We start from the raw sequence: 24,854 nt of genomic DNA on the forward strand, positions 1-24,854 counted from the left end.
CGTACGAAAAAGGGTGCCTCTGTGTGGTGGTGGGCCGGTGCGTCTCAGCGGGGTTACCGACGCCGGGCGGCGACGAGCGCCGCCGCGACGAGCGCGACGAGGGCTACGACGAGGCCGAAGCCGGGCGCGTCGGTTGACGACTCGGTCGTCGTCTCCATCGACTCGTCAGTCATCTCGGTCGCGGGCTCGTCGGTCATCGTCTCGGTCGGTTCGTCTGTCATCGAGTCGGTCGGCTCGTCGGTCGTCGTCTCGGACATCGTGCCTTCGACCGTGTAGTTGGCCGTGGCGATGACTGCACCGCCGGCGGCCACGTAGGGACCGTCGTTTTCGCCCTCGCCGGTCACGAAGTCGTAGGCCTCGTTGCCGTTGGTGTCCATGTGCGCCATCGGGACGACGGTGCCGGACTCGTTGAGCGGCGCGTCGAGAGTAATTTCGACGTTCTCGTGGGTGCCGGGTGCGAGGTACGCGGAGGTGCCGCGGACGCTCTCGAACACCGCGCCCTCGGTGACCGTCCCGTCGTGGACCGTCACGAAGCCGCCGTCGTGGAGCGTGACGGAGTCGACGGTGACGGTCGTGCCGTCGCCGGACTGGTCCATCGCGGTCACGACCGCGTTGACCGAGGTGTGGGCGCTGGCGACGACCGCACCGCCGTCAGCCGTGTACGGGCCGTCCGCCTCGCCCTCGCTGGTCACGAAGTCGTAGGCCTCGTTGTCGTTGGTGTCCATGTGCGCCATGGGGGTGAGCACCTGCGAGGAGCGAATCGGCTCGTCGAGGGTGACTGCGACGTCCTCGTGGACGCCGGCGGGCAGGTACATCGAGGTGCCGACCACGCTATCGAACACCGCGCCGCCCGACAGCGACGGGTCGTGAATCGTCACGAAGCCGCCCTGCGAGAGTTCGACCCGGTCGACCACGACGGTCGCGCCGTCCGAAGCCTTCGTCGTGTAGTCGACGCTGGCGGAGACGGTCGCCTCGCCGCTGTCGACGACGGGGCTGCCGTCAGCCGTGTACGGACCGTCGGCCTCACCCTCCGACTCGGGGAAGGTGTACGTCTCGTCGTCATCGGTGTCCATGTGCGCCATCGGGACGACGGTCGTCGTCTCGTTCAGCGGCGAGTCGAGGGTGACCCGCACGTCGCGGTGCAGGCCGGGTTCGAGGTACGCGGAGGTGCCGCGGATGCTCTCGAAGACCTGTCCTTCCGTGACCGTCCCGTCGTGGACCGTCACGAAGCCGCCGTCGGGCAGGTACGCCGAGTCGACGACGACGGAGTAGCCGCCGGTGGCCTGCGCGGTGTAGTTCACGCTCGCGGTGTCCGACGGCATGGCCATCGCGGTGTCGACGACGGGGCTGCCGTCAGCCGTGTACGGGCCGTCCGTCTCGCCTTCCGACTCGGGGAAGGTGTACGTCTCGTCGCCGTCGGTGTCCATGTGCGCCATCGGGACGAGCGTCGTGTTCTCGGTCACGGGCGCATCCAGCTCGACGCGGACGTTCTCGTGGACGCCGGCGGGCAGGTACGCCGAGGTGCCGCGGATGCTCTCGAACACCGCGCCCTCGGTGACGGAGGCGTCGTGAATCGTCACGAAGCCGCCCTGCGAGAGTTCGACCCGGTCGACCACGACCGAGTCGCCGGTCGTGGGCTGGTCGGACATCGAGACGGTCGCGCTCGCGTTGACCGTCGCGGTGTCGACGACGGCGCTCCCGTCGGCCGTGTACGGGCCGTCGGTCTCGCCGTTGGCCGCGACGAACGAGTAGACGCGGTCGCCGTCGGAGTCCATGTGGGGCATGGCGACGAACGTGCCGGACTCGTCGACCGGTTCGTCGAGGTGGACGGTCACGTCCTCGTGGGTGCCGGCGTCGAGGTACGCCGACGACCCGACGACGCTCCCGAGGACGTTGCCGTCCGTGACGGAGGCGTCGTGAATCGTCACGAAGCCGCCCTCGGGGAGCGTGACGGAGTCGACCGTCACGGTCGTCCCGCCGGTCGCTTGGTTCTCGAAGGAGACGGCCGTGGTCTCCTGTTGTGCCGCTGCGGCCGCCGGGATGCCCCCGACGACCACGACGAGTGTCATCAACACTGCGAGTGTGCGTCGCATGTCTCAGAGGGGGACGAATATTTAAAAGAAGATTTTCCGAACTGTCACCCAAATCTCTCCCCGATGTGTCCCCAGTCGCCCGATTTCGGCGGCCAGAATCCTTATCCGGCGGTTGGCTCACGCCGGGTCGGCAGAGCGAACGCGCCGGCTGTCGAGCGCCAGTTCGAACACACAATCCGCGACTCGAAGACGGCGAATCGGGCCCGATGAGACGGGGTTAAATACCGCTCGTCCACCAACTATCGCTATCGGATGTCCTACACCTACTCGGGCGACGCGCATCTCGGGCTCGCGGCGTCCTACCGCGCCGACGACGACCCCTTCCCCACGGACACGTCGCTTTCGTTCCCGCGCCGGAACCACCTGCGAGAGGACGTCGACCTCATCAAGCGCCTCCTGTTTCCCCGGTGTTGGAACGCGGGGCCGTGGGTCGCAGACGAGGAACTCCTCCGCGACGGCGTCGCCAACTTCGGCGCGCTCTGTTACTCCGGTATCGACCCCTACATAGACGAGGACCCCGCGCCCATCGTGGACGAGGTCGTCAGGCGACTCCCCGATATCCGCGAGCGACTGAAGAAAGACGTGGAGGCGGCGTACAAAGGCGACCCCGCCGCGCGCAGCTACGTCGAAATCATCCGGTCGTACCCCGGCGTGCAGGCCATCGTCGTCCACCGGGTCGCCCACGCCTTCTACGAGGCCGGCGCGCCCGCGTACGCCCGCGAACTCGCCGAGTACGCGAAGATGGAGTCGGGCATCGACATCCACCCCGGCGCGACCATCGGCGACTACTTCTTCATCGACCACGGCACCGGCGTCGTCATCGGCGAGACGACGACCATCGGCGAGTGGGCGCGCATCTATCAGGACGTGACGCTCGGCGCGCTCCACTTCGAGGAGGACGAAGACGACGAACACTCGCTCAAGAAGGGGTACAAACGCCACCCGGACATCGGTGACAGCGTCGTCATCGGCGCGGGGACCAAAGTGCTCGGCGCGGTCTCCGTCGGCGACCACGTGAGCATCGGCGCGAACTCGTGGGTCACAGAAGACGTGCCGGACCACACGAGCGTCTACATCTCGGAACACCCGACCCACGAGCGGAAACACCGGGACTGAGCGGGCGAAGGTGCGTCAAAACCGGACTGGAGCGGGAGAAAACAGCGGTTTCAGTCGAACGTAATCCACGCGAGGAACACGAGCCCGGCCGTCTCGAAGACGTGCAACAGCATCATCAGCCGCCAGGCGATGACGGGCACGTCGGTGCTGAACCACCCCGAGAGCGTCGGGTCGAGGATGTACATGTAGAACGCCAGCGCGTTCTCTGCGAGGAGGAACACCCCGAACACGAGGAGGCCGACGGCGTGTTTGGACCTGAAGGTCAGGTAGTTTCGGGCCCACACCGCCGACAGTGCGAGAAGCACGACGACGTTGACGCCCGAGGAGACCGTCGCGACGTCCACCCAGATACTCATTCGTTCTCTCCTTTCCCCGTCATCCTGATATACGCTTTCCCAAATCTTTCCATAATCGTGGCGTCACAGTGTCGCACGCTCAGTCCATCCGCTCGACGATTGTCTCGACGGTCTCCCAGTTGGCGCGACACCGCGGCGACGGGAGGTAGACCGCGCCGTAGTCGTCGCCGCTTCGCTGGACCACGTCGTTGTCCATGAGCACGTCGAGGTGGTGTCGGACGGTCTTGTAGTCGAGGTCGAGCGTCTCGGCCAGTTGGTTGGCGTTTCGCGGCTGCTCCTCTACGGTCTTGAGAATACGCACACGGTTTTCGCCCCCGCGGGTTCCCGTGAGCACGTACCAGAGGACAGCCTCCATCGTATTCGTTGATACGTCGGGTGAACCTAAGAGCATCGACCGACAGACACGGACGCGACCGACCGAGGCGCGCTACTCGGCAGACGACGCCGAACCGCCGTCGTCCCCGCCGTCCCCGCCGACCGACGCCTCGTCGCCCAATCGCTCCGAAACCGCCGACAGCGACTCCAACTCGACCGACTCGGGCACGCGGGCGAGCGCCGACTCGGGCCAGTCGTCGTGCGCCAGCGTGAACGCCGCGTCGGGGTTCTCCTCGACCAGCCGCGAGACGCCGCGGGCGGCCTGCTCGTAGGCGTCGCGGTCGAGGCGCTCGGGGACCTCGGCGGTGAGCGGGTACGTCTCGGAGAGCGACCGCGGGAACGGGCCGAACGGCGGGACGACCCGCCACGTCGCGTCGAAGTCGTCGCCGGAGGGGACGCCGCCCTCGGTGAGGAGGACGTGGCCCTCGGCGGTCAGGCGGTCCATGCGGGCGTGGTGGCGTGCAACCTCGGGGCGGTGGGCGCTCTCGTTGGAGGCGTAGAAGAACGCGCCCTTCGAGGCGGGGTCCTCACGTTCGAGCTGGTCGACGTGGTCGAGAAGCGCGCGGTAGCCGTCGAGCATCGCCGGGTGCGAGCGGGCGCGCTCCTCGACGAGTTCCATGAGGTCGCCGTCGCGGATGGCCTGCTTGATGCGGCGGAGTTCCGCGAACGTGACGTGGAGGTTGTGCTCGGCGAGCAGCTGTTCCTGTCGTTTCGGCCCTTTCTCGCGGAGGTCGTCCGGCGAGTACTCCGTGCAGATGGGACAGGTACACGGGAGGTAGTCGAGGTCTTCGAGGTGTTCGGTCCCGCGGACGGTGAGATACCGCCCGTCGCGGGCGTAGAGGGCGTAGGCGGCGGAGTCGAACAGGTCGCAGCCGAGCGCGACGGCGAGCGCGAGCATCATCGGGTGGCCCGCGCCGAACAGGTGGACCGGGGCGTCGACGCCGAGCCCGCGCTTGGCGGCCGCGACGGCGTCGACCATGTCGTCGTAGCGGTAGGCGTTCATCATCGGGACGACCGCGCCCACGGGGAACACGTCGAGGTCGGTCGCGTCGGCGTGGCGGCCGGCCTCCTCGCGGAGGTCCGGGTAGGTCGACCCCTGCACGGGGGCGTTGACGAGCATCTCGCCCGTGTCGGCGGCCTCGGCGTCGGCGAGGGCCTGTCTGGTGATTTCGAGGTCCGTCTCGGCCTGCTCGCGGGCCACGTCCGGCGGCGTCGGGATGTCGACCGGGGTGGCGATGTCGGTGCCGATGTCGCGTTGGAACTGGAGAATCTCCTCGGTCGTCGTGTCGATTTCGCCGTACTCGGCGAGTTGGAACGACCCCGAGTCGGTCATGATGGCCCCGTCGAAGTCGAGCATCTCGTGGAGCCCCACGTCGAGGGCCTCCTCGCGGAGGTGGTCGTTCGTCTTGATGATGTAGGAGTTGGTGATGAGGACGTCCGCGCCGAACTCGGACTCCAGTCGCGCGGGCGAAATCGTGTCGATGTTGGGGTTGACGACCGGCAGGAGCGCCGGCGTCTCGACGGTGATCCCCGCACGCGGGACCGAAAGCCGGCCGATGCGCCCGGCGAGGTCCCCGTCGCGGAGTTCGAAGTGGTCGCGCATGGACTGTCGTTTCCCGAGGGCGGCGGTAAGAGTTGCGTTCGCGGGCCGGTCGTCGGGGAGAAAAATAGACGCACGACGACATATCGGTTTATTCATCGAAATATTCTAGAAAAACAGACAGGAGAGATATCAAACGTGATTTTTTGGGCGAACAGTTTACAAAGAGATTGAGTCAACCGAGAGTATAGATGTTAGCCGACCTATCACCACTCGAAGTAACCGCGCTCGCCGTCGCCCTCGTCGGGCTGATACCGGTTATCACGCAGTACAGAGACGAGACCAAACTGTTCGCCGCGGGCTACGTCCTGCTCGTCATCGGGATGGTCGCGACGAACCTCGAGGTGTTCTTCCTCGGGTCGGTGCTCAACTTCGTCGAGCACGCGTTCGGCATCGGCCTCGCGGGAGTCACCTTCTTCGCGGCGGCGTACCTGCGCCGGAAAAACGTCATCAACGGCGGTGACGCCTCGTGATAATCGACGCGCTGTTCGACGCCATCGGGACCCTCGGGTTCATCGGCGCGGCGGGGCTGGCGTGGCTCAACTACCGCGACACCGACGCCGAGTCGTCGTTCTGGCTGACGTACGCGTTCGCTTCCGTGCTGGCGATTCTGTGGATGATCAGCCTCACGATGGAGAAACTCGGCATCTACACCGAGGTATTCAACCTCGTGACCTCGCCGCTCATGACCGCCACGGTCGCCGTCTTCGCCATCGGCGGCACCGCGACGCTCGCCATCGTCGCGGACATGAAAGAACTCGTCGACGACGCCGACGAACGGCGGCGCGAACTCGACGCGCTCACGACGGACCTCGAACAACAAGCTGAGACGTACGGCGACGCGATGCAGAAGGCCGCCGACGGCGACCTCACCGTCCGCGTCGACGCCGAGAGTCAGAACGACGCGATGCGCCGCATCGGGCTGGGCTTCAACGAGATGTTAGACGCCATCGACTCGGTCATCGTCCGAATCCAGACGTTCGCAGAGCAGGTCGACGACAAGAGCTCCGAAGTCACCGCGAGCGCGGACGCCGTGAAGACCACGAGCACGGACGTGGCCAACAGCATCGAGGAGATTTCGGCGGGCAACGAGACGCAACACCGGAACCTCAACGCCGCGGAGTCCGAACTGAGCAACCTCTCTGCGACCATCGAGGAAATCGCCTCCTCGTCCGAGGAAATCGCGCGACAGTCCCAACAGACCGTCGGGCGCGCCAAAGAGAGCCAGAAGGCCGCCAGTTCGACCATCGAGAAGATGGAGCAGTTGGAGTCGCGGTCGACCGAGACCGTCTCCGAGGTCGAGGAACTCCAGCAGTCGGTCACGCAGATTAGCGAGGTCGTCGACCTCATCGACGACATCGCGGAGAAGACGAGCATCCTCGCGCTCAACGCCTCCATCGAGGCGGCGGGCGCGGGCGACGCGGGCGAGGGCTTCGCCGTCGTCGCAAGCGAGGTGAAGACGCTCGCCGAGGAGACCGCCGAGGCGACCCAAGAGGTCGACTCCCTCATCGGTGACATCGAGCAGTCGACCGAGAACGTCGCCGAAGACACCTTCGAGACGCAGGCCGAAGTCGAGTCCAGCCGCGAGACCGTCGGCGAGACGGTCGAGGTGCTCGAAGAAATCGTCCACAAAATCGAAGACAGCAACGACTCCATCCAGTCCATCAGCAGCGCCACCGACGAGCAGGCGCAGTCGACCCAGGAGGTCGTCACGATGATGGACGAAATCACCAACCTCAGCGACCAGACGGCCTCGGAGGCGCAGAACGTCTCCGCCGCGGCCGAAGAACAGACGGCGGCGACCCAGCAGATTGCGGCGTCGTCCTCGTCGCTCTCGGAGCGCGCACAACAGCTCAAATCGCTCGTCTCGCAGTTCGAGTCCGGGCACGCGACGGACGGCGCACCGGGCGGCGAGGCGGCGACGCCCGCGGCTTCGGCCCCGAACCGAGCGATGCGGGCCGACGGCGGCGACGACTGAACCCGAACTGACCGACGACCGGCGCACGGGCGAGCGCCCCCGACGAACGTTTTTCTGCCGACTCGCGCGCCGGGGAGGCGCGCCTACGCGCCGACGCCCCAGAAGAAGGCGATGCCGGCCACGGTGACGACCGACAGGAGCAATTGCAAGGGCGCGCCGACACGGAGGAAGTCCGAGAACGTGTAGCCGCCGGGGCCGTAGACGAACAGGTTCGTCTGGTAGCCGACGGGGGTCATGAACGCCGTCGACGCCGCAAAGGTCACGGCGAGGACGAACGCGAACGCGTTGGCCCCGATTGATTGGGCGGCGCTGGCGGCGACCGGAATCATGAGCACGACGCTCGCGTTGTTCGAGATGACGCTCGTGAGCAACCCGGTCGCGAGGTAGAACACCCACAGCACGCCGATTGCGGGGAGGAACGTCGCGGTCGAGGCGACGGCGTCACCGAGAAGCGCCGCGGCACCCGTCTGTTGGAGCGCGACGCCGAGCGGGATGACGCCCGCGAGCAGGAAGATGACGTTCCACTCGACCGATTTGTACAGTTCGTTCGGCTTGAGGACGCCGGTGAGAATCATCGCGACCACGCCCCCGAGCGCAGAGACGACGATGGGAAGGACGTTGAACGCCGGGAGCGCGACGACGCCGGCGATGATGGCGACCGCGAACGGCGTCTTCTCGGTTCGGTAGTCGACGTCGTCGAACTCGTGGGCGACGATGAAGTCCTCGTTTTGGACGAGGCGGGTGAGGCTGTCGGGCGGGGCCTGCACGAGTAACGTGTCACCGACGCGGATGTCGATGTCCTCGAAGCGGTCGCGGACGACCTTCCCGCGGGTCCGAAAGGCGAGCACGTTCGCGTCGTAACGCTGGCGGAACGTCGAACTGGCGAGGCTCTCGCCGACGAGAAACGAGCCCGAGGGGATGACGACTTCGACCATGACAGGCTCTTCTTCGCCCGGGTGGAGTTCGCTCTCGGAGCGGGGGCCGCCGACGAACGTGAGCCCCTCCGAGCGCATGATTCGTTCGAGCGTCTCGCGGTTCGTGCGGAGCCGGAGCGTGTCGTTTTCGTGAATCTCCTTGCGAGCCAGCGGTTCGGGGAACTGCTCGCCGTAGCGGATGAGCTGTAACACGTCGATGTCGAGGTCGTCGTTCCCGAGGGCCTCTTGGACGGTCTGGCCGATGAGCGACGAGTCCGCGGGGACGACCACGTCGGCGAGGTACTCCTGGAGCGCGTACTCCTCGACGAGGTCGTCCTCGGCGGGCACCCGCGTGGGGAGCAGGCGGACGCCGACCGTCATGAGGTAGACCGCGCCGACCACGAAGACGATGACGCCGAGTTTGGTGAACTCGAACATCCCGAAGGCGTGGAGGCCGAGGCCGGGCGACTCCCGTCCGAGCTGGGCCGCGATGTCGCTGGCGAGGATGTTCGTCGACGTGCCGATGACCGTCAGGGTGCCGCCGAGCATCGACGCGAACGAAAGCGGCATGAGGAGCTTCGACGGGGAGGTCTTGCCCTTGTGCGCGAGGTCCGCGACGACCGGGACGAGGATGGCGACGACCGGCGTGTTGTTGATGAACCCCGACACCGGCCCGGTGACGGTGATGGTCGCTGCGAGCTGTTTCGAGCGGCTGTTGCCGGCGAACTCGGCCATCTTCCGCCCGATGAGTTGGACGATACCGGTTCGGTTGACCCCCGTGCTCAGGATAAGCATCGCCAGCACGGTGATGGTCGCGGGGCTGGCGAACCCCGACAGTCCCTCTTGCGGGGTGATTTGCGTCCACGGCTCCAACACCATCAGAAGGACCATCACGACGATGGCGGTCACGTCGATGGGGAGCCACTCGGTGGCGAACAAGACGAGAGAAAGCAGGATGAGCGCGAAGACGACGAGCATATCGCCCGTGACGGCCGCCGGGACGAGTCCTTCGACTACCGACACGAGTGTGGAAAAGAACACATCTGTTCGAGGGGACAGCGAGCGAAAAAGGCTGGTATCGACGACTGCTCAGAACAGCAGTTCGGTCGGGACCCCGCCGGGGCTCATCTCGGTGAGCTTGAACACGAGGTACGCGAGCGAGAACAGCGTCGCGTTGTACGCGCCGTGGATGAGCGCCGGGACGGTGATGTTGTCGGTCAGTTCGTACGCCGTGCCGAAGACGACGCTCGGGAGGAACAGGATGCCGATGGTGACGAGGCGGCCGCCCGCGCCGCCGGTGAGCGCGACGTAGTGAATCGCGGCGAAGATGGCGCTGGCGAGGGCGATGCCCGGGACCGGGCCGAACGACTCGCGGATGCGGTTCTGGACGACCCCGCGGAACAGCAGTTCCTCGCCCGGGCCGATGAGGAGGAACGACGCCGGGACGAGGAGCAACAGTACTTCGGGGTCCTGTGCGGCGATTTCGGTCACTTGGTTCGACCCCGCTTGGACGCCGAACGTCGAGACGAGGAACGCGCCGACGAACGCCGCGACGAGCGCGGTCACGTAGCCGAGGACGACCGCGACGAGGTCGCGGAGCGACGGCATCGAGACGCCGAAGTACGAGCGGTCGAGGCCGCGGTATCTGGTGTAGACGAGGGCGACGCCGCCGAAGGCGATGCCCTGCAAGAGGATGAGCGACGTGACGACGAGCGCGAGGGGCGTCAGTTCGACGCCCGCGCTCGCCGCCGCGAACTGCGTGATAAAGACGAGTATCGTGCCGACGACGAGACCGCCGCCGCCGAGGGCGATAGCTGCGAGGAAGGACCGAGCGAGGTCGGGGAAACGCGTCGTAGTAGACACAGGCGACCAGTTGGAGCGCCGGCGTCAAAATCCTTCTCGCCTCGGAACGGGGTTCGAGGGGCGAACGCGGGCGCGCGAGTGACCGGGTGCGCTACTCGCCGGCGAGTTCGTAGTAGAGCACGCCGAGGACCGTCCGGGCGTCGCGCACCTCGCCCGCGAGGACGGCCCCCTTGAGGTCGTCGTAGTCGACCGTCGTCGGGCGGATGCTCTCGTTGAAGTCGAGGTTCTGGTCGGCGCTCGGCTCGCATCCGCGCGCGACGAAGTAGTGGTGGACGGAGTTGGCGATGCCGTTGGCCGGCTCGACGGTCACGAGCGGTTCGACCGTCTCGGCCTCGTGGCCGGTCTCCTCTGCGAGTTCGCGCCGGGCGGCCGCGGCGTAGTCGTCGTCGTCCGGTTCGGTGCCGCCGGCGGGGAGGCCGCGGTTCGTCCGGCCGACGGCCTGTCGCCACTCGTCGATGACGACCACGTCGCCGTCGGGTGTGAAGGGGAGGACGACGACCGCCGCCGGCTCGTCGACGTAGTGGAAGTCCGTCTCGGTCCCGTCGGGGAGCCGAACGTCGTCCATGCGGATGTCGAAGCCGGGACACGAGTAGTCGATGCGCGTGTCGGTGGTCTCCCACGCGAGGTCGTCGTCGCTCATGACAGCAAGTGACGGCGGTGTTTCCAAAAGCGTCGCGATACCCCGCCTACCCCGCGTCGTCGAACGAGACGGTCGCGAGGTCGGCTTCGAGGTCGTCGACGTAGTCGTTGTACGCCTCCACGAACGCGGCGAAGTCGCCGGCGAGTTCGCGCACGTCGGGCGCGGCGGGCGGTTCGTACTGCGACAGCAGGTAGATGCCGCCCTCGCCGCCGACGCGGAGGTACGACGCCCGCGGGCCGTCCCACTTCAGCTCCCAGCGCGTGCCGCCGACCCGCTGGGTGAAGGTGCCGTACTCGCCGTCGAAGCGGTTGAGTTCGCCCGCCATGGTGTCGGCCACCTCGCGGATGGTCGAGACGAGTTGGTCCCGCTGGGCGACGATTTCCTCGGTCGTCGTCACCGCGGGGAACGCCGTCGGCACGTCGTCGAGGACGCCGTCGAGCGACTCGACGTGGTCGTTGTACGCCTCCACGAACGCCGGGTAGTCCTGCATCGCCGTCGCCAGCGCCTTCGGCTCCGGCGGCTGTTTGGTCGAGACGACGTACGTCTCGCCGCCCGACTTCCCCTTGAACCGGAGATACTGGAGCGCGCCCGCCTCGTACTTGAGCGTCCACGTCCCGCGGCGCGTCTTGAACGTCTCCTGGCCGTAGTCGCCGCCCTGGAGGATGGCGAGTTCGCGCGCGATGGTGCCCGCGTGGGCCTCGACCGCGGCGACGACCTCGTCTCGGTTGGCCGCGACGTCGTCGACGCTCGCGATATCGAACGAGAGGGCGTCAGTCATGGTCGGAAGGTGGCGATTGGAGGGGATAAGTGCGTCCGTCGCCGGATTTATCATCGGTGATACGCGTCTCGGATGTGATGAGCCAACACAGGGCATCGATTGGTGGGACAATCGGTGGGATGGCACGACGGGCGAACCCGGCCTTTGCGGGCGGCATCGTCGCCGTCTCGGTGGTCGCGCTCGCCTACGCGGTGACGGTCGGGTCGCCCCAGCAACACACGTTCGTCCACGTCATGGCGGGGCTGCTCTGGACGGGAACCGACCTGTTCATGGGGGCGATTCTCGGGCCGGTCATCGGCGGCTTGAGCGACGAACAGAGCGCCGCGGTGTTCGAGCGCCTCACGCCGAAGACCTCGTTTTTCCTCCCGTCGATGGCGCTCGTCACCATCGCGGGCGGCATCACGCTCGCCCAGCGACTCGGCGTGTTTCCCCACGCCGAACCGTGGCTCGCGCTGTTCACCGCCGCGAACCTGATTCCGATTTGCCTCCTGCTCGGTCGCCGGCTGAACGCGTGGCGCGACCGGCGCTGGCAGGTCGTCTTCGCCGTCGCCACCGTCGGGTCGCTCGCGTGGGTCGCGACCACCATCGGAGACTTCCGGATGACGACCCCGGCCATCGTCGTCGCGCTCGTCGTCGTCACTATCCTCTCGGTGCAGGGCTTCGGCTTCCTGATGCCCGGCGAGATACGGATGTACTTCGAGATGACCTCCGAGGACCCGGACCCCGGCGTCATCTCGGCCATCGGAAAACAGAACGCCATGCTCGGCGGCGTGCAGGGAGTGTTCCAACTCGTCCTCATCGCCGACATGGTGTACCTCCGCTACGGCGGGTTCTGAGTCGAAAACGAGGTGAAAACGAGGTGGCGGCCGCGCTCGCGGGGTCAGTCGACCCGGCGGAACACGCGGCGGGTGTCGCGGTCGCCGTGTTCGCAGGCGACCTGTTCGAAGCCGAACGGCTCGAACACGGCCGCCCAATCGCGGTAGTACAGCGGGAAGTCGTACTCCTCGTCGTTGACGCCGCGGTCCTCGGGCGGCACCGACCGGTCGCCCTCGTTTTCGACGGTGACGACGTAGTCGCTCGCGCTCCGAGCGACCGCCTCGAACACCCACGCGTCGTCGGGGTGGACGTGCTGGAGCGTCTCGACGGAGTAGACGGCGTCGAACTGCCCCGGAGAGAACTCCTCGACGGTCTCCTCGATGGCGGCGGCGTGGAACGTCCCGCAGCGGGCGAGGTCGGGGTAGGCGTCGGCCATCACCTCGAAGCAGTCGGGGTTGATGTCGACGCCGTGGAGGTTCTCGAAGCCGTGTTCGCGGAGGTGCGAGAGGTGTCGGCCGGGTCCGCAACCGAGTTCGAGAATCGACGCCGAGGCGTCGAGTCGCTCGTCGAACACCCGCCGAATCGCCTCGCTCGTCTCGTTCGGCCCGTAGTACGCGTAGTACTCCGGCGAGAACTCTCCCGACCGGTCTGCCCACTTCCGACGAACGTCGTTAGCATCCACGGTGTCGGAGACCGTCCGGCCACGCGTAAAGCCTCGTCGGCCGCGACCCGCCGGATTCGACGATCGGAACTGCCGATACCACAGCTTACCGCGGAATCGCCGTCGAACCACTAGGCGAGCGCGTCCAGAACCGACGTATCAGAACATTCGTCTACAAACGTCGATGATTCAGAAAAGTATTCAATAAAATAACCCCGTGACAACACGACCCTCACAAGTCTTATCCGTAAAGGGCGTGTGTGTTCAAAAGCAATGGCGAAAGGAAACGTTGATTTCTTCAACGACACTGGCGGCTACGGTTTCATTTCGACGGACGATGCTGACGACGACGTGTTCTTCCACATGGAAGACATCGGCGGCCCGGACCTCGAAGAAGGCACGGATGTGGAGTTCGACATCGAGCAGGCCCCCAAGGGCCCCCGCGCGACGAACCTCACGCGCCTTTAAACTAATTTAGTACGCCGCGTTTCGCGGCAGAACGATAACTTACATTTTGCGTATATTCGACCGGCGAGCGACGCGTTCGCGGCCGGTCGCTGGCCGAAAAAGCGGCGGCGAGACCGCTCAGAACTCGCCGTTGATGATGTCGGCGACGTGCTGGCGGTCGAACAGCTGTTCGTCTTCCGGGATTTCGGGGTACGGGCCGCCGTCCGAGGTCGGCCACTCCCCGAACGCCTCGGGATAGAACTGCTTGGCGCTCATCTCAAGCTGGAAGAGGTTGAGAATCGGCCCCTGATAGCGCGCGCCCTGCGGGTAGACCCGACCGTTCTGGACCGCCGAAATCTCCGCGGCGACGGGGTCGGATTCGAGCGTCGCCCGGAGGTCGTTCATGCTGACGCTCGGCTGCATCCCGCTCAGGAAGAGCAGAACGTCGGGGTCGGCCTCCAACAGCGCCTCGAAGTCGACGGTCGACCCCGACTCGATAGAGCCCTCGAACGCGTCGTGCGGTGCGAGCGGCCGGATGTGCGAGGTCATAAAGCCGGGGTTGCCGACCGTGTACGCCCAGACCTGGTTCTCGATGTCGGACGCGGTGAGCAACACGACGCTCGGGCGCTCGTCTTCCGGCGGCAGCCCCGCCTCGATGGTGGCGAGCACGTCGTCGTGGACGGCCGCAAGCGCCTCGTAGCGCTCCTCCTCTCTGAGCATCTGCGCGACCTTCTCGAACTGCTCCCACAGCGTGTAGTACTCGTAGTCGCCGGTCCACTCGTCCGTCGGCGACGCGTGACGGGCGCTCAACGAGTTCCCGAACCACGGCGAGATGTTCTCGGCGACCTCCTCGATGTCGGCCATGTCCCACTGTTCGAGTTGGACGACCCACGCGGGGTCGGCCAGATGCACGTCGCTGTCGAGTTCGTAGAGCTTCTCCTTGCTCGTCTCCCACGAGGGGTACAGGTCCGCCCAGTCCACCTCGACGCCGGGGAGCCGCGCCGTGAACTGCTTCCACGTCGCGTCGTAGTACGCCGGCCCGTTGACCGCGTTGACGTCGTCGCCGCGGCCGAGCGCGAACGCCATCCCCGCGTGGTGGGTCAGCCGCGTGAAGATGCTCTGCGGCGGTTCGTCGAACTCCACGGTGCCGACCGGCGACATCGTCACCGAGTACGACCCGTCCGCGGGCGATTCAGTCCCCGTTTCGGTGGCCGCTTCGGTCGCGGTCTGGGTCGGGGCGTCGGTCTCGCCGTCGGCCGTCGATTCCGAACCGCTTCCCCCGGTACAGCCGGCGAGCAGCCCGCCGCCGACCGCCGCGCCGCCGTACTTCACGTAGTCGCGCCGCGTCAGTCCCGTCCGTGGCGTCTCGTCGTGCTCCATAGTTTTTTAGGTCTGCCTAAAATAGATAATTGCTTCGGTTCTCGGGCGACAGCGGGGTCACGACTGCCAGTGGTCGTTTAGTCGTCGGAGACACCGTGGATTCGTCGGTGTCGAAACGGCGGCCGTGTCGGTGGATCCGCCCGTTTGCAACTACTGTCCAAAACTCAGGTAGGTTGTCCGTGAAGATGCCGTCTCAGATTCGAACTTCCCTCGCTGTCGCTCGGACGTTCGAATCTTCGGTCGCCCAGACACCGTTTCGGGGGAACTCGCACACGCTACGCGGTGCTCGTTGGCGTTGAAAGGGGTAGAAATGGGCCACTGTGACTCGCTTCGCTCGTCACAAGCACCCGCTCACTTCGTTCGCGAGTACGGCTCAGATTCGAATCCAGCGAGACGTCGTCTCGCCTCTTCACGCTCGCTGTGCTCGCGTGGACCACGGTCACTCACTTCGTTCGTTCCTTGATTCGAATCTTCACCGGGTGAAATCGCCCACACCTTTCAGACCACTCGCTGTCGCTCGCGGGTCGTGAAAGGTGGGGAGAATATGGGCCGGCTCAGATTCGAACTGAGGTTACGGCCACCCGAAGGCCGAAGGATACCAAGCTACCCCACCGGCCCGCATTTTGAGGCAAGCCACCGTCGCGTTTAACAGTTGTGATTGCGGGCCACCGTCAGACGCCGTGGCACACCGCCGACCCCGACTCAGTACCGCGAATAGCCCGCCGTGTCGAGGTAGTTGTGCGCGACCGTAATCGAGTGGTCGGCGTGGAGGATTTCGGGGCCGAGGCGGACCCGCTCGTCGGCGGCGGCCGCCAGCAACTCGGCTTCCTCGTCGGTGAAGTCGTGGTGGTCCGAGAGGACGAAAAGCGGGTTTTCGGGCGGTTCGACCTGAACCACGGGGTCGCCGTCCTCGTGGAGTTCGACCACGGTCGCGTCGCTGGCGGTCTCTTCCAGCGTCGTCTCGAAGCCCATCCGGCGGATAGAGACGCCCGGCGACGACTCGGCGGGCATGTGGCCGATGGCCTCCTCGCGTTTTTCGAGCGCCTTGCGAATCAGGGCGGCGGTGGAGCGCTCGTCGGGGTTGAGTCGGCGGAGTTCCGACCCCTCGAAGCGGACGGTGTACTCGTTTCCGAGGACGAGGTGGACCCGAACGTCCTCGCGGATGTCGTGCGAGAGGAAGAACGCGGAGTTGACACAGCGGCAGAGCACGTCGAGTCGGCCGGCCCCGCCCGCGATGTCGTCGAGCGAGAAGTCGGGCGTCGTCGGCGCGTCGTGGCCGATGACGATGAATTGGCGCATGCGTCCGACTCGGCGCGTGGGGGCCTTATCGGTGTCCACTCGCGGGCGAGCGACAAGGGGCGACGGCGGCGAAGACGCCCGGCGAGGCCGGGAGCCGTCGCTCGGAGGCGCGGGGACTGAGCCTCGAAAGAATCGAACGGGGCGCGTCGAAACCGGGGGTCCGGCTTCGGTCGCGTCGTCGATGGGTGGTGTCAGTCGCGTCGGTGCGACTCGGTTACGCCGAGGTCGGCGTGGTTCCCTGGGTGGGTGCTGAACCCGGTGCCGGGCCGGACGCTGAACCGCCCGGACCCGGGGCGCCGGATTCGGGCGTGGCCGGAGCGGGCGCACCGGACTCCTTGTCGCCGGAGACGAGGAAGTCCGCGAGGTTGCCGACGAGAACCTCGTTGTCGGCCTCGTAGGCCGACTCAGGCGTGAGGAAGTCGGCGTCGCCGATGGCGACGACCGTCTCGCTCTGGGCGGCGACCGTGTACGGACCGGACTTACGAATCGACTCGACGCGGGTCTCGCCGCCGGAGACGAGCGCCGGCGAGACGCTGTCGGCCGAAATCGAAAGCGGCGCGGCGTCGCGGAACACGACCTCGTCGACGCCCTCGGTCAGGGCGGTGTCGCCCTCCGGCGTGGCGTAGACGTTCTCGTAGTTGAGGTAGTAGTCGTGCATGTTGTACAGCGACGTGGAGCCGAACGAGACCCCGTAGTCGGAGGTCAGTCCGGCGTCGCCGCCGGTGGGGCCGGACGACACCGAGACGCTGACGAGGCCGAGGATGCTCGTCGTGCCCGCGGACTGCGGGTCCCCGACGAGAGCGACGCGGCCGCCGGCGTCTTCGAACGACCGGAGGCCGTCGAGTTGGCCGCCGGTGTACGGCTGCTCGGGGTTGACGACGACGAAGGCGTCGGCCCGACGGAGCGAAGCGTTGAAGTTCCGCTGGGCGTCCTCGCGGGTGAGGTACTCAACCTCGTGGCCGTTGGCGACGAGGGCGTCGACGAGCGGTTGCACGTCGGACTCGCTCACGTCGTTGCCGTGGCCGACGTCGATGAGGACGGTCTTCGACGCGGCGTTGGAGTCCATCGTCACCTCGCCCGATTCGGGGCCGGGCGTGGCGACGAGTTCGTCCGCGTTGAACGCCTGTTTCGCGGCGTTCTGGGTGTCTGCCGAGTCGCTGCCGCCGAGTTGGACGGCGTAGGGTGCCACCGCGGCCCCGACCAGAATGAGGCCGAGTACGACCGCGAAGACGACCGTCCCGCCGAGTAAGTTACGCTGAGACATTGCCGATCACCTCGTCTTCGTACTGCACCTGTCCGTACACCATCAGGAACTGCGGCGCGCGAACGCCGTCGTAGCCCATGGGACTCTCTTCGACGACGACCGTCGAGTTGCCGTCCTGCGAGCTGAGAAGGATGATGCCGGACTGGGTCGGCGGCTCCTTCTCGACGACCTCGTAGTTTTCGAGGCCGGCCTCGGAGGCGGCGCGGTCGATGGCCGTCTGGAGCGTGCCGATGTCGTCGGCGTAGCCGTTCTGCGTGGCGCGAGCGCCGGTGTAGACCTTCGCGTAGGCGACCTCTTCGCGCGACAGCGAGAGCTCGTCGCCGCGGTGCTCCATGACGCTACCGACGAAGGCGTGTTTCAGCGTCTCAATCTGGGCTTCGCGCTGGTCGACGGTCATCGACGCCTTGTCCGGTCCGGTGCGAATCTCGTTGGACGTGCCGCCGATGGGGGCCGACCCGCGGACGCCGACGCTCCCGATGACCGAGGAGGGCGTCACGTAGATGCTCTCGGAGGGAAGCATCGTGTAGTACGCGCCCGACGCGCCCGTTCCTTCGACGCTCGAAACGACGGGCATCTCTTGGGCGGTCCGGTTGACCGCCAGATACATCTGCTCGGACGCGGCCGCGGAGCCGCCGGGGCTGTCGACCTGCAGGACGACCGCCTTTATCGATTCGTTCTCTCGCGCTTCTTGTAGGTCCTCTTCCAGCTGGTCAGCTGTGTGGGAGGTGATGGTCCCGTCGACCGAGATGACCGCGACCCTGTCGGGGGTGGGCGCGGCCGCGTCGTAGACGACGGGGGCGAGGAATGCTCCAACCAGGACGGCCGCGACGATGGCGAGGACCGAGACGGTCCGCGTCGACGCCGCGGAGGAGGGTTTTGATACCATACGTCGACCGTGAGTTTTCGAGCCGGTTTCAAAATACTTGTCATTAGAAAATACAGTCCACCAGACAATAACGGCGGCGGGGAACTGCATCGCCCGAGGGTTCGCCGTCGCCCGAGCGTCGGCCGGTTAGTCTCAGTCGGTCAGCCCGTAGCCGCGCCGGAACAGCACGACGTTGAGGCCGACGACGGCGAGCGTGAGCGCCGTCAGCACGCCGAGAGAGAGGTTCGGGTCCACCTCGGTGACGCCGAGGAAGCCGTAGCGGACGCCGTTGACCATGTATATCATCGGATTGAGCAGCGACGCCTGCTGGAAGGTCGCCGGAATCTCGTTGAGCGAGTAGAAGACGCCGCCGAAGAACACCAGCGGGCGGAGGATGAACTGGTTCATCATCGTCAGGTCGTCGAAGTCGTCGGCCCAGAGGCCGCCGACCACGCCGAGGCCCGCGAACAGCAGAGTGATGATGAGCATGAACGCGACGAGGTAGAACGGTTGGGCGACGCCGACGGTGGTAAAGACCATCCCGATGAGGGCGACGAGCGTGCCGACGAGCACCCCGCGGGTCGCACTGGAGAGGACGTACGCGCCGACCATCGAGGTGTACGACAGCGGCGAGGTGAGCGCCTCCTCGATGTAGCGGTTCCAGCGGCCGTGGAAGATAGAGAAAGAGGCGTTCTCGAAGGCGTTGGAGACGGCCCCGAGGACGATGAGCCCGGGGAGGATAAACAGGATGTACGGGACGCCCGCGATTTCGTTGATGCGCTCGCCGAGGATGACGCCGAAGACGGAGAAGTACAGCACGTTCGTGATAAACGGCGGGACGAACGTGTTGCGCGGGCGGCGGACGAACCGGAGGACCTCGCGGCGAAGCAGGGCGTAAAAGCCGGTCACGTCGAGACTCGTGAGGCTCATTGCTCGACCTCCGCGGTGGCGCGGCCCTCGCCCTGTCTCGTCATCTCGACGAACACCTCTTCGAGCGACGTGCGAGAGATTTCGAGGTCGACGATTTCGTGGCCCTGCCGGTCGAGCGCCTGCACCACGTCGGGGGCGACGAGACCGCCCTGTTGGGCCGTCACGACGAGGCGAGTGCCGTCCAGTTCGACGGCCTCGACGCGGTCGTCGTCGGCCGCGAAGTCGGGCACCGCCGTCGGCGGGTCGCGGAGTTGGACGACGATGTCGTCGGTGCCGCGGTCCATCAGTTCCTCGGGGCTGGCGACCTCGATGACGGACCCGGAGTCGAGGATGGCGACCTCGTCGCAGAGGCGTTCGGCCTCCTCGATGTAGTGGGTCGTAAGGAGGATGGTCGTCCCGCTGTCGTTGAGGTCGACGATGGTCTCCCAGAGTTCGTGGCGAAGTTGCACGTCGACCCCGGCGGTCGGCTCGTCGAGGATGAGCAGGTCGGGGTCGGTGATGAGCGCCCGCGCGAGCATGAAGCGGCGTTTCATCCCGCCGGAGAGCCAGTCGAAGCGGGTGTCACGCTTGTCGTAGATGCCGACGCGCTTGAGCACCTCGTCGGCGCGCTCGCGGGCCTCGTCGTGCGGAACCCCGTGGTAGCCCGCCTTGTGTTCGAGCACCTCGCGGATGGGGAAAAAGCGGTCCACGTTGAACTCCTGGGGCGCGAGGCCGATGCGGTCGCGTGCCTCGCGGTAGTCGTCTTCCACGTCGTAGCCGAAGACGCTCGCCTCGCCGCCGGTCTTGCGGACGAGGCCGACGAGGATGTTGATGAACGTCGTCTTCCCCGCCCCGTTCGGCCCCAACAGCCCGAAGAACGACCCCTCCGGAACGTCGAGGTCGACGCCGTCGAGGGCGCGGACGTCGCCGTAGGACTTCGTCAAGTCGCGTATCTCAATCGCAGATGCCATTCGCTGGTGCGTCGTCGGGCGTGGACGCGATTAAGCGTAGTGTCCGCGGAACGCCCCGTCACGGCGTGGCACGCCCGGTCGCCGGGTGGAGCCGACGACGCTCGAATCCTCTGCGAGGGACGATGTGTTACCATGTATCAAATTAGGGCCTAATATCCATCCGTACAGAACTAAGTCATTAACTAATATTATCATTATCAATCATTAACTATTAGTACTCCTCGGCAGTCGAACCGGGTGAGGAGACATCCGATGGTAGTATCCGCAGCACACCACGCGTCCGACCGCTCGACGACCGCGATACGAACCGACCGCTACCGACCGCCGACCCCACCGACGTAACCGATGACAAACCGCGACAACACGACCCGAACCGACACGACGACCCGCACGCAGACCACCGCTCGCTCGACGCCGACTCGTCCCCCCGCCGCGCGGCGCTACCCCAACAACGAGGAGAACATGGACGCGCCGCTCGTCCCCTTCATCCGACAACCGGGTGAGGACGACGAGATGACGACGATTCGGCGCGAACTCGCCGCGCTCCGCGCCCAACTGAACCGCATCGAGCGAACGATGCAGCCCACCGACACCCAATGAACCCGACCGAACTCGACAGCGACGTCTTCGCACAGGATGTTGACAACCAGAAGGCCCGCGAACTGCGGGAGATGCTGAACACGCAGGACTTCGTGTTCGCCCCCGGCATGTACCACGCGCTCGACGCCCGCCTCGCCGAGATGACGGGCCACGACGCCGCCTACATGTCCGGCTACTCGACGGTCCTCGGGCAGTTCGGCTTCCCCGACCTGGAGATGGTCACGATGACCGAGATGGTCGAGAACGCAAAGCGCATGGTCGAGGCGACGAACCTGCCGGTCATCGCCGACTGCGACACGGGCTACGGCGGCATCCACAACGTCCGCCGCGCCGTCCGCGAGTACGAGAAGGCCGGCGTCGCCGCCGTCCACATCGAAGACCAGACGACGCCCAAGCGCTGCGGCCACATCGCGGGCAAGCAAATCGTCTCCCGCGAGAAGGCCAAGGCTCGCTTCGAGGCCGCCGTCGACGCCAAGCAGTCGGAAGATACAGTCGTCATCGCCCGCACCGACGCCTACGGCTCTTCGAACGGCGACTGGGACGAGCACGTCGAGCGCGGCCGCATCTACGCCGACGCCGGCGTCGACATCGTCTGGCCCGAGATGCCGAACCCCTCGCGCGAGGACGCCGTCGCCTACGCCGAGGAGATTCACGAGACGCATCCGGACCTGAAGCTCGCGTTCAACTACTCGTCGTCGTTCGCGTGGTCCGAAGAGGAGGACCCGCTGACGTTCCAGGAGCTGGGTGACCTCGGCTACAAGTACATCTTCATCACGCTGTTCGGCCTCCACTCGGGCGCGCACGCCGTCTACGAGGACTTCAAGAAGCTCGCCGAACAGGACGAGGAAGGCCAGTTCGACCTCGAACAGCGCTACCTCGACCACCCGACCGAGAGCCACCACGAACTGTCGTTCGTCTCGCGGTATCAGGACATCGAGACGCAGTTCGACCCCGAGGCACGCCGCCGCATCGAGGAGTCGGAAGGGTTCAGCGAGGAGCAGGCCGACCCCATCACGAGCAACGACGATGACTGAGCGCAGACACGACCGCCAGTTCGTGCGGACGTTCTTCACCTCGCCGACGGCCGTCGAGGGCGAAGCCGACTCCGCGAAGATGCTCCGACGGGCGGCCGGCCTCCGCGGGATGCAAGCGCCCGACGTGTGGGTCCCCGACAACGAGGACGCCACCGCGCCGTCGATGCGCGACGAGGGGGCCGAGAACATCATCGAAGTCATCTCCGAACACGGCTCGGAGTTCCCCGGCGAGATTCACCCCCGGATGGTCTGGCACCGCGACAGCCCCGAAACTCGGTATCAGGGCTTCCAGCACATGCTCGAAATCACCGACCCGGAAAACGGCGCGGTCGAGCACATCGACGGCTTCGTCATCCCCGAAGTCGGCGGCATCGACGACTGGAAGAAGGCCGACGAGTGGTTCACCATCGTCGAGAACGAGCACGGACTCGACGAGGGGAGCCTCGCCATGTCGGTCATCATCGAGAGCGGCGAGGCCGAACTCGCCATGGGCGACCTCCGCGACGAGATGGGCAAGCCGACGAACAACCTCGAACGGCTGTTCCTCCTCGTCGACGGCGAGGTCGACTACACGAAGGACATGCGCGCCATGACGCCGACGGGCGAACTCCCGGCGTGGCCGGAGCTTCGACACAACACCTCCCGCGGGGCCAGCGCCGCCGGCTGTATCGCCGTGGACGGCCCCTACGACGACATCCGCGACGTGGAGGGCTACCGCGAGCGCATGACCGACAATCAGGCGAAGGGGATGCTCGGCATCTGGTCGCTCACGCCCGGACAGGTCGTCGAGGCAAACACCTCGCCGCTCCCGCCGAAGACCGGCAGTTGGCTCCTCGACGCGGACGGCGAAGAGGTCGAACTCGCGTCCGAGGACGGCGTCGAGGCGTACGACGGCGACCGCCTCTCGCTCGAAGCCACCGACGGCGGCTACGAACTCCGGGTCGGCGGCGACGCGCGGGAGCTCACCGCCGACGAACTCCGCGAGGAACTGCTGGGTCTGACCTCGTACGTCCCGAGCATGGACGACATCGTCGACTCCATGGAGGAGTTCGAGGCTGCCAAGGAGGCCGGCCGCGGCGCTATCGCCATGACGCAGTCCGCGACGCTCCGTATCGGCGGCACCGAAATCGACATCGAAAAAGACCGGATGTGGGACGAAGCGACCTATCAGGCCGCGATGACGCCCATCAGCCTGTTCCAAGACGTGTACGAGAACCGCCCGGACCAACACGATGAACTGGAAGAACGCTACGGCGCGGGCGTCGTCGAGCGCGCGATGGAGGTGGGTCTGTAAGCGCGGAAGACGGTCCGCCACAGGGGGTCCGCCGTCGGCCCCGGTTTCCGGCTTGGTCAGACGACGGCGTCCGGTTTCGTAGCTCTGCGGCGCGCGCGCCCGAACCGTGGGGGCGGCGCGCCTCGCTTTTTTGGCAGTCTCGCGCGGTCCGCTTCGACTCGACAGGCCTCCTATCGACGCTAGCCTCAAGGTCCGCGCGCGCGACTCGACGCGTGTGAACGATTCCTCGAACACCCCGGCGACGACCGCGTCGGAGAGCGACGACGCCAACGACGGCAGCGGCGACGGCGACGAACCGCTGGAACCCGATGCAGTCGTCGAGTTCGAGGCGACTGGCGTCACCGACGAGGAGACCCTCGCGCGACTCCGCACGGTGAGCTTCTACCTCGACGAGGCGGTCGAGATTCCGGGGACGAACTACCGCGTCGGCCTCGACCCGATACTGGGGCTCGTGCCGGGAGTCGGTGACGCGACGGCCTCGGCGCTCTCGGCGTACATCCTCGTCGAGGCCGCCATGCTCGGCGTGCCGCGAGCGACGCTCGCGCGGATGCTCGGCAACGTCGTCCTCGACGCGACCGTCGGGTCGATACCGCTCGTCGGCGACGTGTTCGACGCGGCGTGGAAGGCCAACGCCCGGAACGTCCGGCTGTTGGAAGCCCGATGCGACGACACCTCCCCCGCGGCCGCAGCGGCCGACCGGCGCTTCCTCGTGGCCGCGGTGGCCGCCGTCACCCTCCTGCTCGTCGCGCTCGGCGCGGCGACTGCGCTCGGCGTCCTGTGGCTGCTCGGACAGGTTGGCCTATTGTAACTATCTGAAAAACAAACTAACTAAACCGGGTGTGTGGCTGGTTATCTCCTCCCAAAATATAAACTACAAGACATATATACGAGCTTGCAAACCGTGGCGTATGGAACGACGAACCTTCCTGAAGAGCGTCGCCACGACGGGAGCCCTCCTCACCACCGCCGGTTGTATGGGCGGTGGCTCCGAGTCGCAGCCGACCGCGGATACCGAGACGGGCAACGAGACCGGCAACAGTACGACTGGCGAGACGACGACCGAGGCCGAACCGGCCGAGGTCCCGTCGCCGGAACTCACCTTCCGCACGAACAGCGGCGTCCTCCGCGTCGTCCACATGGGCGGCGAGAAAATCACCGACGAGGGAACGGACGAGGTCTACGTCACCGTCGACGACGAGCGCACCGCGACGTGGGTCGCTGACGGCGACAAGGGCGGGGAGTTCCCCGTCTCGGTCGGTAACTTCCTCGAAATCGAGTCCGCAGAAAGCGGCTCGACGGTCGAGGTCGTCTGGGTCGGCAGCGAGGGTGCCGAAGAGGTCCTCGCGACTCACGAGGTCGGTGCCGAGGAGACCGCGACGACGACGGCCACGAACGAGACGACCACGAACGAAACCGCGACGAACGAGACGGTCACCGAGACGACGACCGCCAACGAGACGGTCACGACGACGGCGACCGAGACGACCACGTCGTCCGGCAACGAGACCAGCAACTGAGGACGACGACCGACGACCGACGCCGGCGTCGGACGCGACGGAGCTTTTTTCGACCGAAGCGGGTGACGACTCGCGCTGTTGCAC

25 protein-coding genes and 1 tRNA gene are annotated in these 24,854 nt (G+C 66.4%); 10 read left to right on the top strand and 16 right to left on the bottom strand.

The window, feature by feature from the left end:
- Positions 1 to 53 precede the first annotated feature (53 nt).
- On the bottom strand, positions 54 to 2,069 hold the full coding sequence (locus DVK03_RS13200; protein WP_199505995.1) for a PGF-CTERM sorting domain-containing protein: 2,016 nt from the start codon (positions 2,067 to 2,069) through the stop codon (positions 54 to 56).
- Positions 2,070 to 2,345: 276 nt separating this feature from the next.
- Here DVK03_RS13200 and epsC point away from each other — a divergent pair, with 276 nt between their 5' ends.
- A complete protein-coding gene (epsC, locus tag DVK03_RS13205) occupies positions 2,346 to 3,209 on the top strand; it encodes a serine O-acetyltransferase EpsC (protein WP_004062899.1) in 864 nt (287 codons plus the stop codon).
- Between the two features lie 50 nt (positions 3,210 to 3,259).
- On the opposite strand, the gene DVK03_RS13210 is transcribed toward epsC, so the two are convergent.
- The 3 genes from DVK03_RS13210 to tgtA form a co-directional block, all read right to left on the bottom strand.
- On the bottom strand, positions 3,260 to 3,565 hold the full coding sequence (locus DVK03_RS13210; protein ID WP_008605678.1) for a hypothetical protein: 306 nt from the start codon (positions 3,563 to 3,565) through the stop codon (positions 3,260 to 3,262).
- Positions 3,566 to 3,644: 79 nt separating this feature from the next.
- Positions 3,645 to 3,920, bottom strand: a complete 276-nt coding sequence (locus DVK03_RS13215; RefSeq protein ID WP_004041883.1) for a winged helix-turn-helix domain-containing protein — start codon at positions 3,918 to 3,920, stop codon at positions 3,645 to 3,647.
- 72 nt (positions 3,921 to 3,992) lie between these two features.
- Entirely contained in the window at positions 3,993 to 5,543 is a 1,551-nt protein-coding gene (gene tgtA, locus DVK03_RS13220; RefSeq protein ID WP_006601163.1) for a tRNA guanosine(15) transglycosylase TgtA, read from the bottom strand.
- 188 nt (positions 5,544 to 5,731) lie between these two features.
- Between tgtA and DVK03_RS13225 the strand changes: the two genes are divergently transcribed.
- Both DVK03_RS13225 and DVK03_RS13230 read left to right on the top strand, forming a co-directional pair.
- On the top strand, positions 5,732 to 6,013 hold the full coding sequence (locus tag DVK03_RS13225; protein WP_115803196.1) for a hypothetical protein: 282 nt from the start codon (positions 5,732 to 5,734) through the stop codon (positions 6,011 to 6,013).
- A complete protein-coding gene (locus tag DVK03_RS13230; protein WP_115803198.1) occupies positions 6,010 to 7,518 on the top strand; it encodes a methyl-accepting chemotaxis protein in 1,509 nt (502 codons plus the stop codon). The genes DVK03_RS13225 and DVK03_RS13230 overlap by 4 nt, the downstream gene beginning before the upstream one ends.
- An 83-nt stretch (positions 7,519 to 7,601) precedes the next feature.
- On the opposite strand, the gene DVK03_RS13235 is transcribed toward DVK03_RS13230, so the two are convergent.
- The 4 genes from DVK03_RS13235 to DVK03_RS13250 all read right to left on the bottom strand — a co-directional run bounded on the left by DVK03_RS13235 (position 7,602) and on the right by DVK03_RS13250 (position 11,713).
- A complete protein-coding gene (locus DVK03_RS13235) occupies positions 7,602 to 9,473 on the bottom strand; it encodes an SLC13 family permease (protein ID WP_115803200.1) in 1,872 nt (623 codons plus the stop codon).
- A gap of 48 nt (positions 9,474 to 9,521) precedes the next feature.
- Positions 9,522 to 10,295 carry a CPBP family intramembrane glutamic endopeptidase gene (locus DVK03_RS13240; protein ID WP_004062905.1) on the bottom strand — a complete coding sequence of 258 codons (774 nt, stop codon included), beginning with the start codon at positions 10,293 to 10,295 and terminating at the stop codon, positions 9,522 to 9,524.
- A gap of 91 nt (positions 10,296 to 10,386) precedes the next feature.
- Positions 10,387 to 10,935, bottom strand: a complete 549-nt coding sequence (locus DVK03_RS13245; protein WP_004062906.1) for an NUDIX hydrolase — start codon at positions 10,933 to 10,935, stop codon at positions 10,387 to 10,389.
- 46 nt (positions 10,936 to 10,981) lie between these two features.
- Entirely contained in the window at positions 10,982 to 11,713 is a 732-nt protein-coding gene (locus tag DVK03_RS13250) for a hypothetical protein (RefSeq protein ID WP_115803202.1), read from the bottom strand.
- A gap of 119 nt (positions 11,714 to 11,832) precedes the next feature.
- Between DVK03_RS13250 and DVK03_RS13255 the strand changes: the two genes are divergently transcribed.
- A complete protein-coding gene (locus DVK03_RS13255) occupies positions 11,833 to 12,549 on the top strand; it encodes a hypothetical protein (RefSeq protein WP_006601160.1) in 717 nt (238 codons plus the stop codon).
- Positions 12,550 to 12,593: 44 nt separating this feature from the next.
- On the opposite strand, the gene DVK03_RS13260 is transcribed toward DVK03_RS13255, so the two are convergent.
- Positions 12,594 to 13,211, bottom strand: coding sequence for a bifunctional 2-polyprenyl-6-hydroxyphenol methylase/3-demethylubiquinol 3-O-methyltransferase UbiG (locus DVK03_RS13260; protein WP_008608314.1), 618 nt, complete (start codon positions 13,209 to 13,211; stop codon positions 12,594 to 12,596).
- A 252-nt stretch (positions 13,212 to 13,463) separates the two neighbouring features.
- Between DVK03_RS13260 and DVK03_RS13265 the strand changes: the two genes are divergently transcribed.
- Positions 13,464 to 13,658, top strand: coding sequence for a cold-shock protein (locus DVK03_RS13265; protein WP_004041873.1), 195 nt, complete (start codon positions 13,464 to 13,466; stop codon positions 13,656 to 13,658).
- 117 nt (positions 13,659 to 13,775) lie between these two features.
- Here the strand turns inward: DVK03_RS13265 and DVK03_RS13270 are convergent, their stop codons facing one another.
- The 7 genes from DVK03_RS13270 to DVK03_RS13300 form a co-directional block, all read right to left on the bottom strand.
- Positions 13,776 to 15,017, bottom strand: coding sequence for an ABC transporter substrate-binding protein (locus DVK03_RS13270; RefSeq protein ID WP_115803203.1), 1,242 nt, complete (start codon positions 15,015 to 15,017; stop codon positions 13,776 to 13,778).
- A 545-nt stretch (positions 15,018 to 15,562) separates the two neighbouring features.
- A tRNA-Pro gene (locus DVK03_RS13275) sits at positions 15,563 to 15,635 on the bottom strand.
- Between the two features lie 84 nt (positions 15,636 to 15,719).
- The gene (gene trmY, locus DVK03_RS13280) at positions 15,720 to 16,316 is read right to left on the bottom strand and encodes a tRNA (pseudouridine(54)-N(1))-methyltransferase TrmY (RefSeq protein ID WP_115803205.1); all 597 of its coding nucleotides are present in this window, start codon (positions 16,314 to 16,316) and stop codon (positions 15,720 to 15,722) included.
- A gap of 214 nt (positions 16,317 to 16,530) precedes the next feature.
- The gene (locus DVK03_RS13285; protein ID WP_115803207.1) at positions 16,531 to 17,580 is read right to left on the bottom strand and encodes a DUF4350 domain-containing protein; all 1,050 of its coding nucleotides are present in this window, start codon (positions 17,578 to 17,580) and stop codon (positions 16,531 to 16,533) included.
- A complete protein-coding gene (locus DVK03_RS13290) occupies positions 17,567 to 18,466 on the bottom strand; it encodes a S49 family peptidase (RefSeq protein ID WP_004062915.1) in 900 nt (299 codons plus the stop codon). The genes DVK03_RS13285 and DVK03_RS13290 overlap by 14 nt, the downstream gene beginning before the upstream one ends.
- A gap of 132 nt (positions 18,467 to 18,598) precedes the next feature.
- Positions 18,599 to 19,375 (bottom strand): ABC transporter permease, encoded by a 777-nt coding sequence (locus tag DVK03_RS13295; RefSeq protein ID WP_115803208.1) that lies wholly within the window; start codon positions 19,373 to 19,375, stop codon positions 18,599 to 18,601.
- The gene (locus tag DVK03_RS13300; protein ID WP_006601154.1) at positions 19,372 to 20,325 is read right to left on the bottom strand and encodes an ABC transporter ATP-binding protein; all 954 of its coding nucleotides are present in this window, start codon (positions 20,323 to 20,325) and stop codon (positions 19,372 to 19,374) included. The genes DVK03_RS13295 and DVK03_RS13300 overlap by 4 nt, the downstream gene beginning before the upstream one ends.
- A gap of 345 nt (positions 20,326 to 20,670) precedes the next feature.
- On the opposite strand from DVK03_RS13300, the gene DVK03_RS13305 reads away from it, so the two are divergent.
- The 5 genes from DVK03_RS13305 (at position 20,671) to DVK03_RS13325 (ending at position 24,770) form a co-directional block, all read left to right on the top strand.
- Positions 20,671 to 20,925: a hypothetical protein gene (locus DVK03_RS13305; protein WP_115803209.1), complete on the top strand. Its 255-nt coding sequence runs from the start codon at positions 20,671 to 20,673 to the stop codon at positions 20,923 to 20,925.
- Positions 20,922 to 21,959, top strand: coding sequence for an isocitrate lyase (gene aceA / locus DVK03_RS13310; protein ID WP_058566409.1), 1,038 nt, complete (start codon positions 20,922 to 20,924; stop codon positions 21,957 to 21,959). Before DVK03_RS13305 ends, aceA begins: the two co-directional genes overlap by 4 nt.
- A complete protein-coding gene (gene aceB / locus DVK03_RS13315; protein WP_115803210.1) occupies positions 21,952 to 23,253 on the top strand; it encodes a malate synthase AceB in 1,302 nt (433 codons plus the stop codon). Before aceA ends, aceB begins: the two co-directional genes overlap by 8 nt.
- A gap of 214 nt (positions 23,254 to 23,467) precedes the next feature.
- Complete coding sequence (locus DVK03_RS13320) at positions 23,468 to 24,061, top strand: DUF4112 domain-containing protein (RefSeq protein WP_115803211.1); 594 nt, start codon at positions 23,468 to 23,470, stop codon at positions 24,059 to 24,061.
- A 100-nt stretch (positions 24,062 to 24,161) separates the two neighbouring features.
- Positions 24,162 to 24,770 (top strand): twin-arginine translocation signal domain-containing protein, encoded by a 609-nt coding sequence (locus tag DVK03_RS13325; protein WP_115803212.1) that lies wholly within the window; start codon positions 24,162 to 24,164, stop codon positions 24,768 to 24,770.
- Positions 24,771 to 24,854: the final 84 nt, after the last annotated feature.

The sequence above is a fragment of the Haloferax sp. Atlit-109R genome (assembly GCF_003665865.1).
GTDB classification, from domain to species: Archaea; Halobacteriota; Halobacteria; order Halobacteriales; family Haloferacaceae; genus Haloferax; species Haloferax volcanii.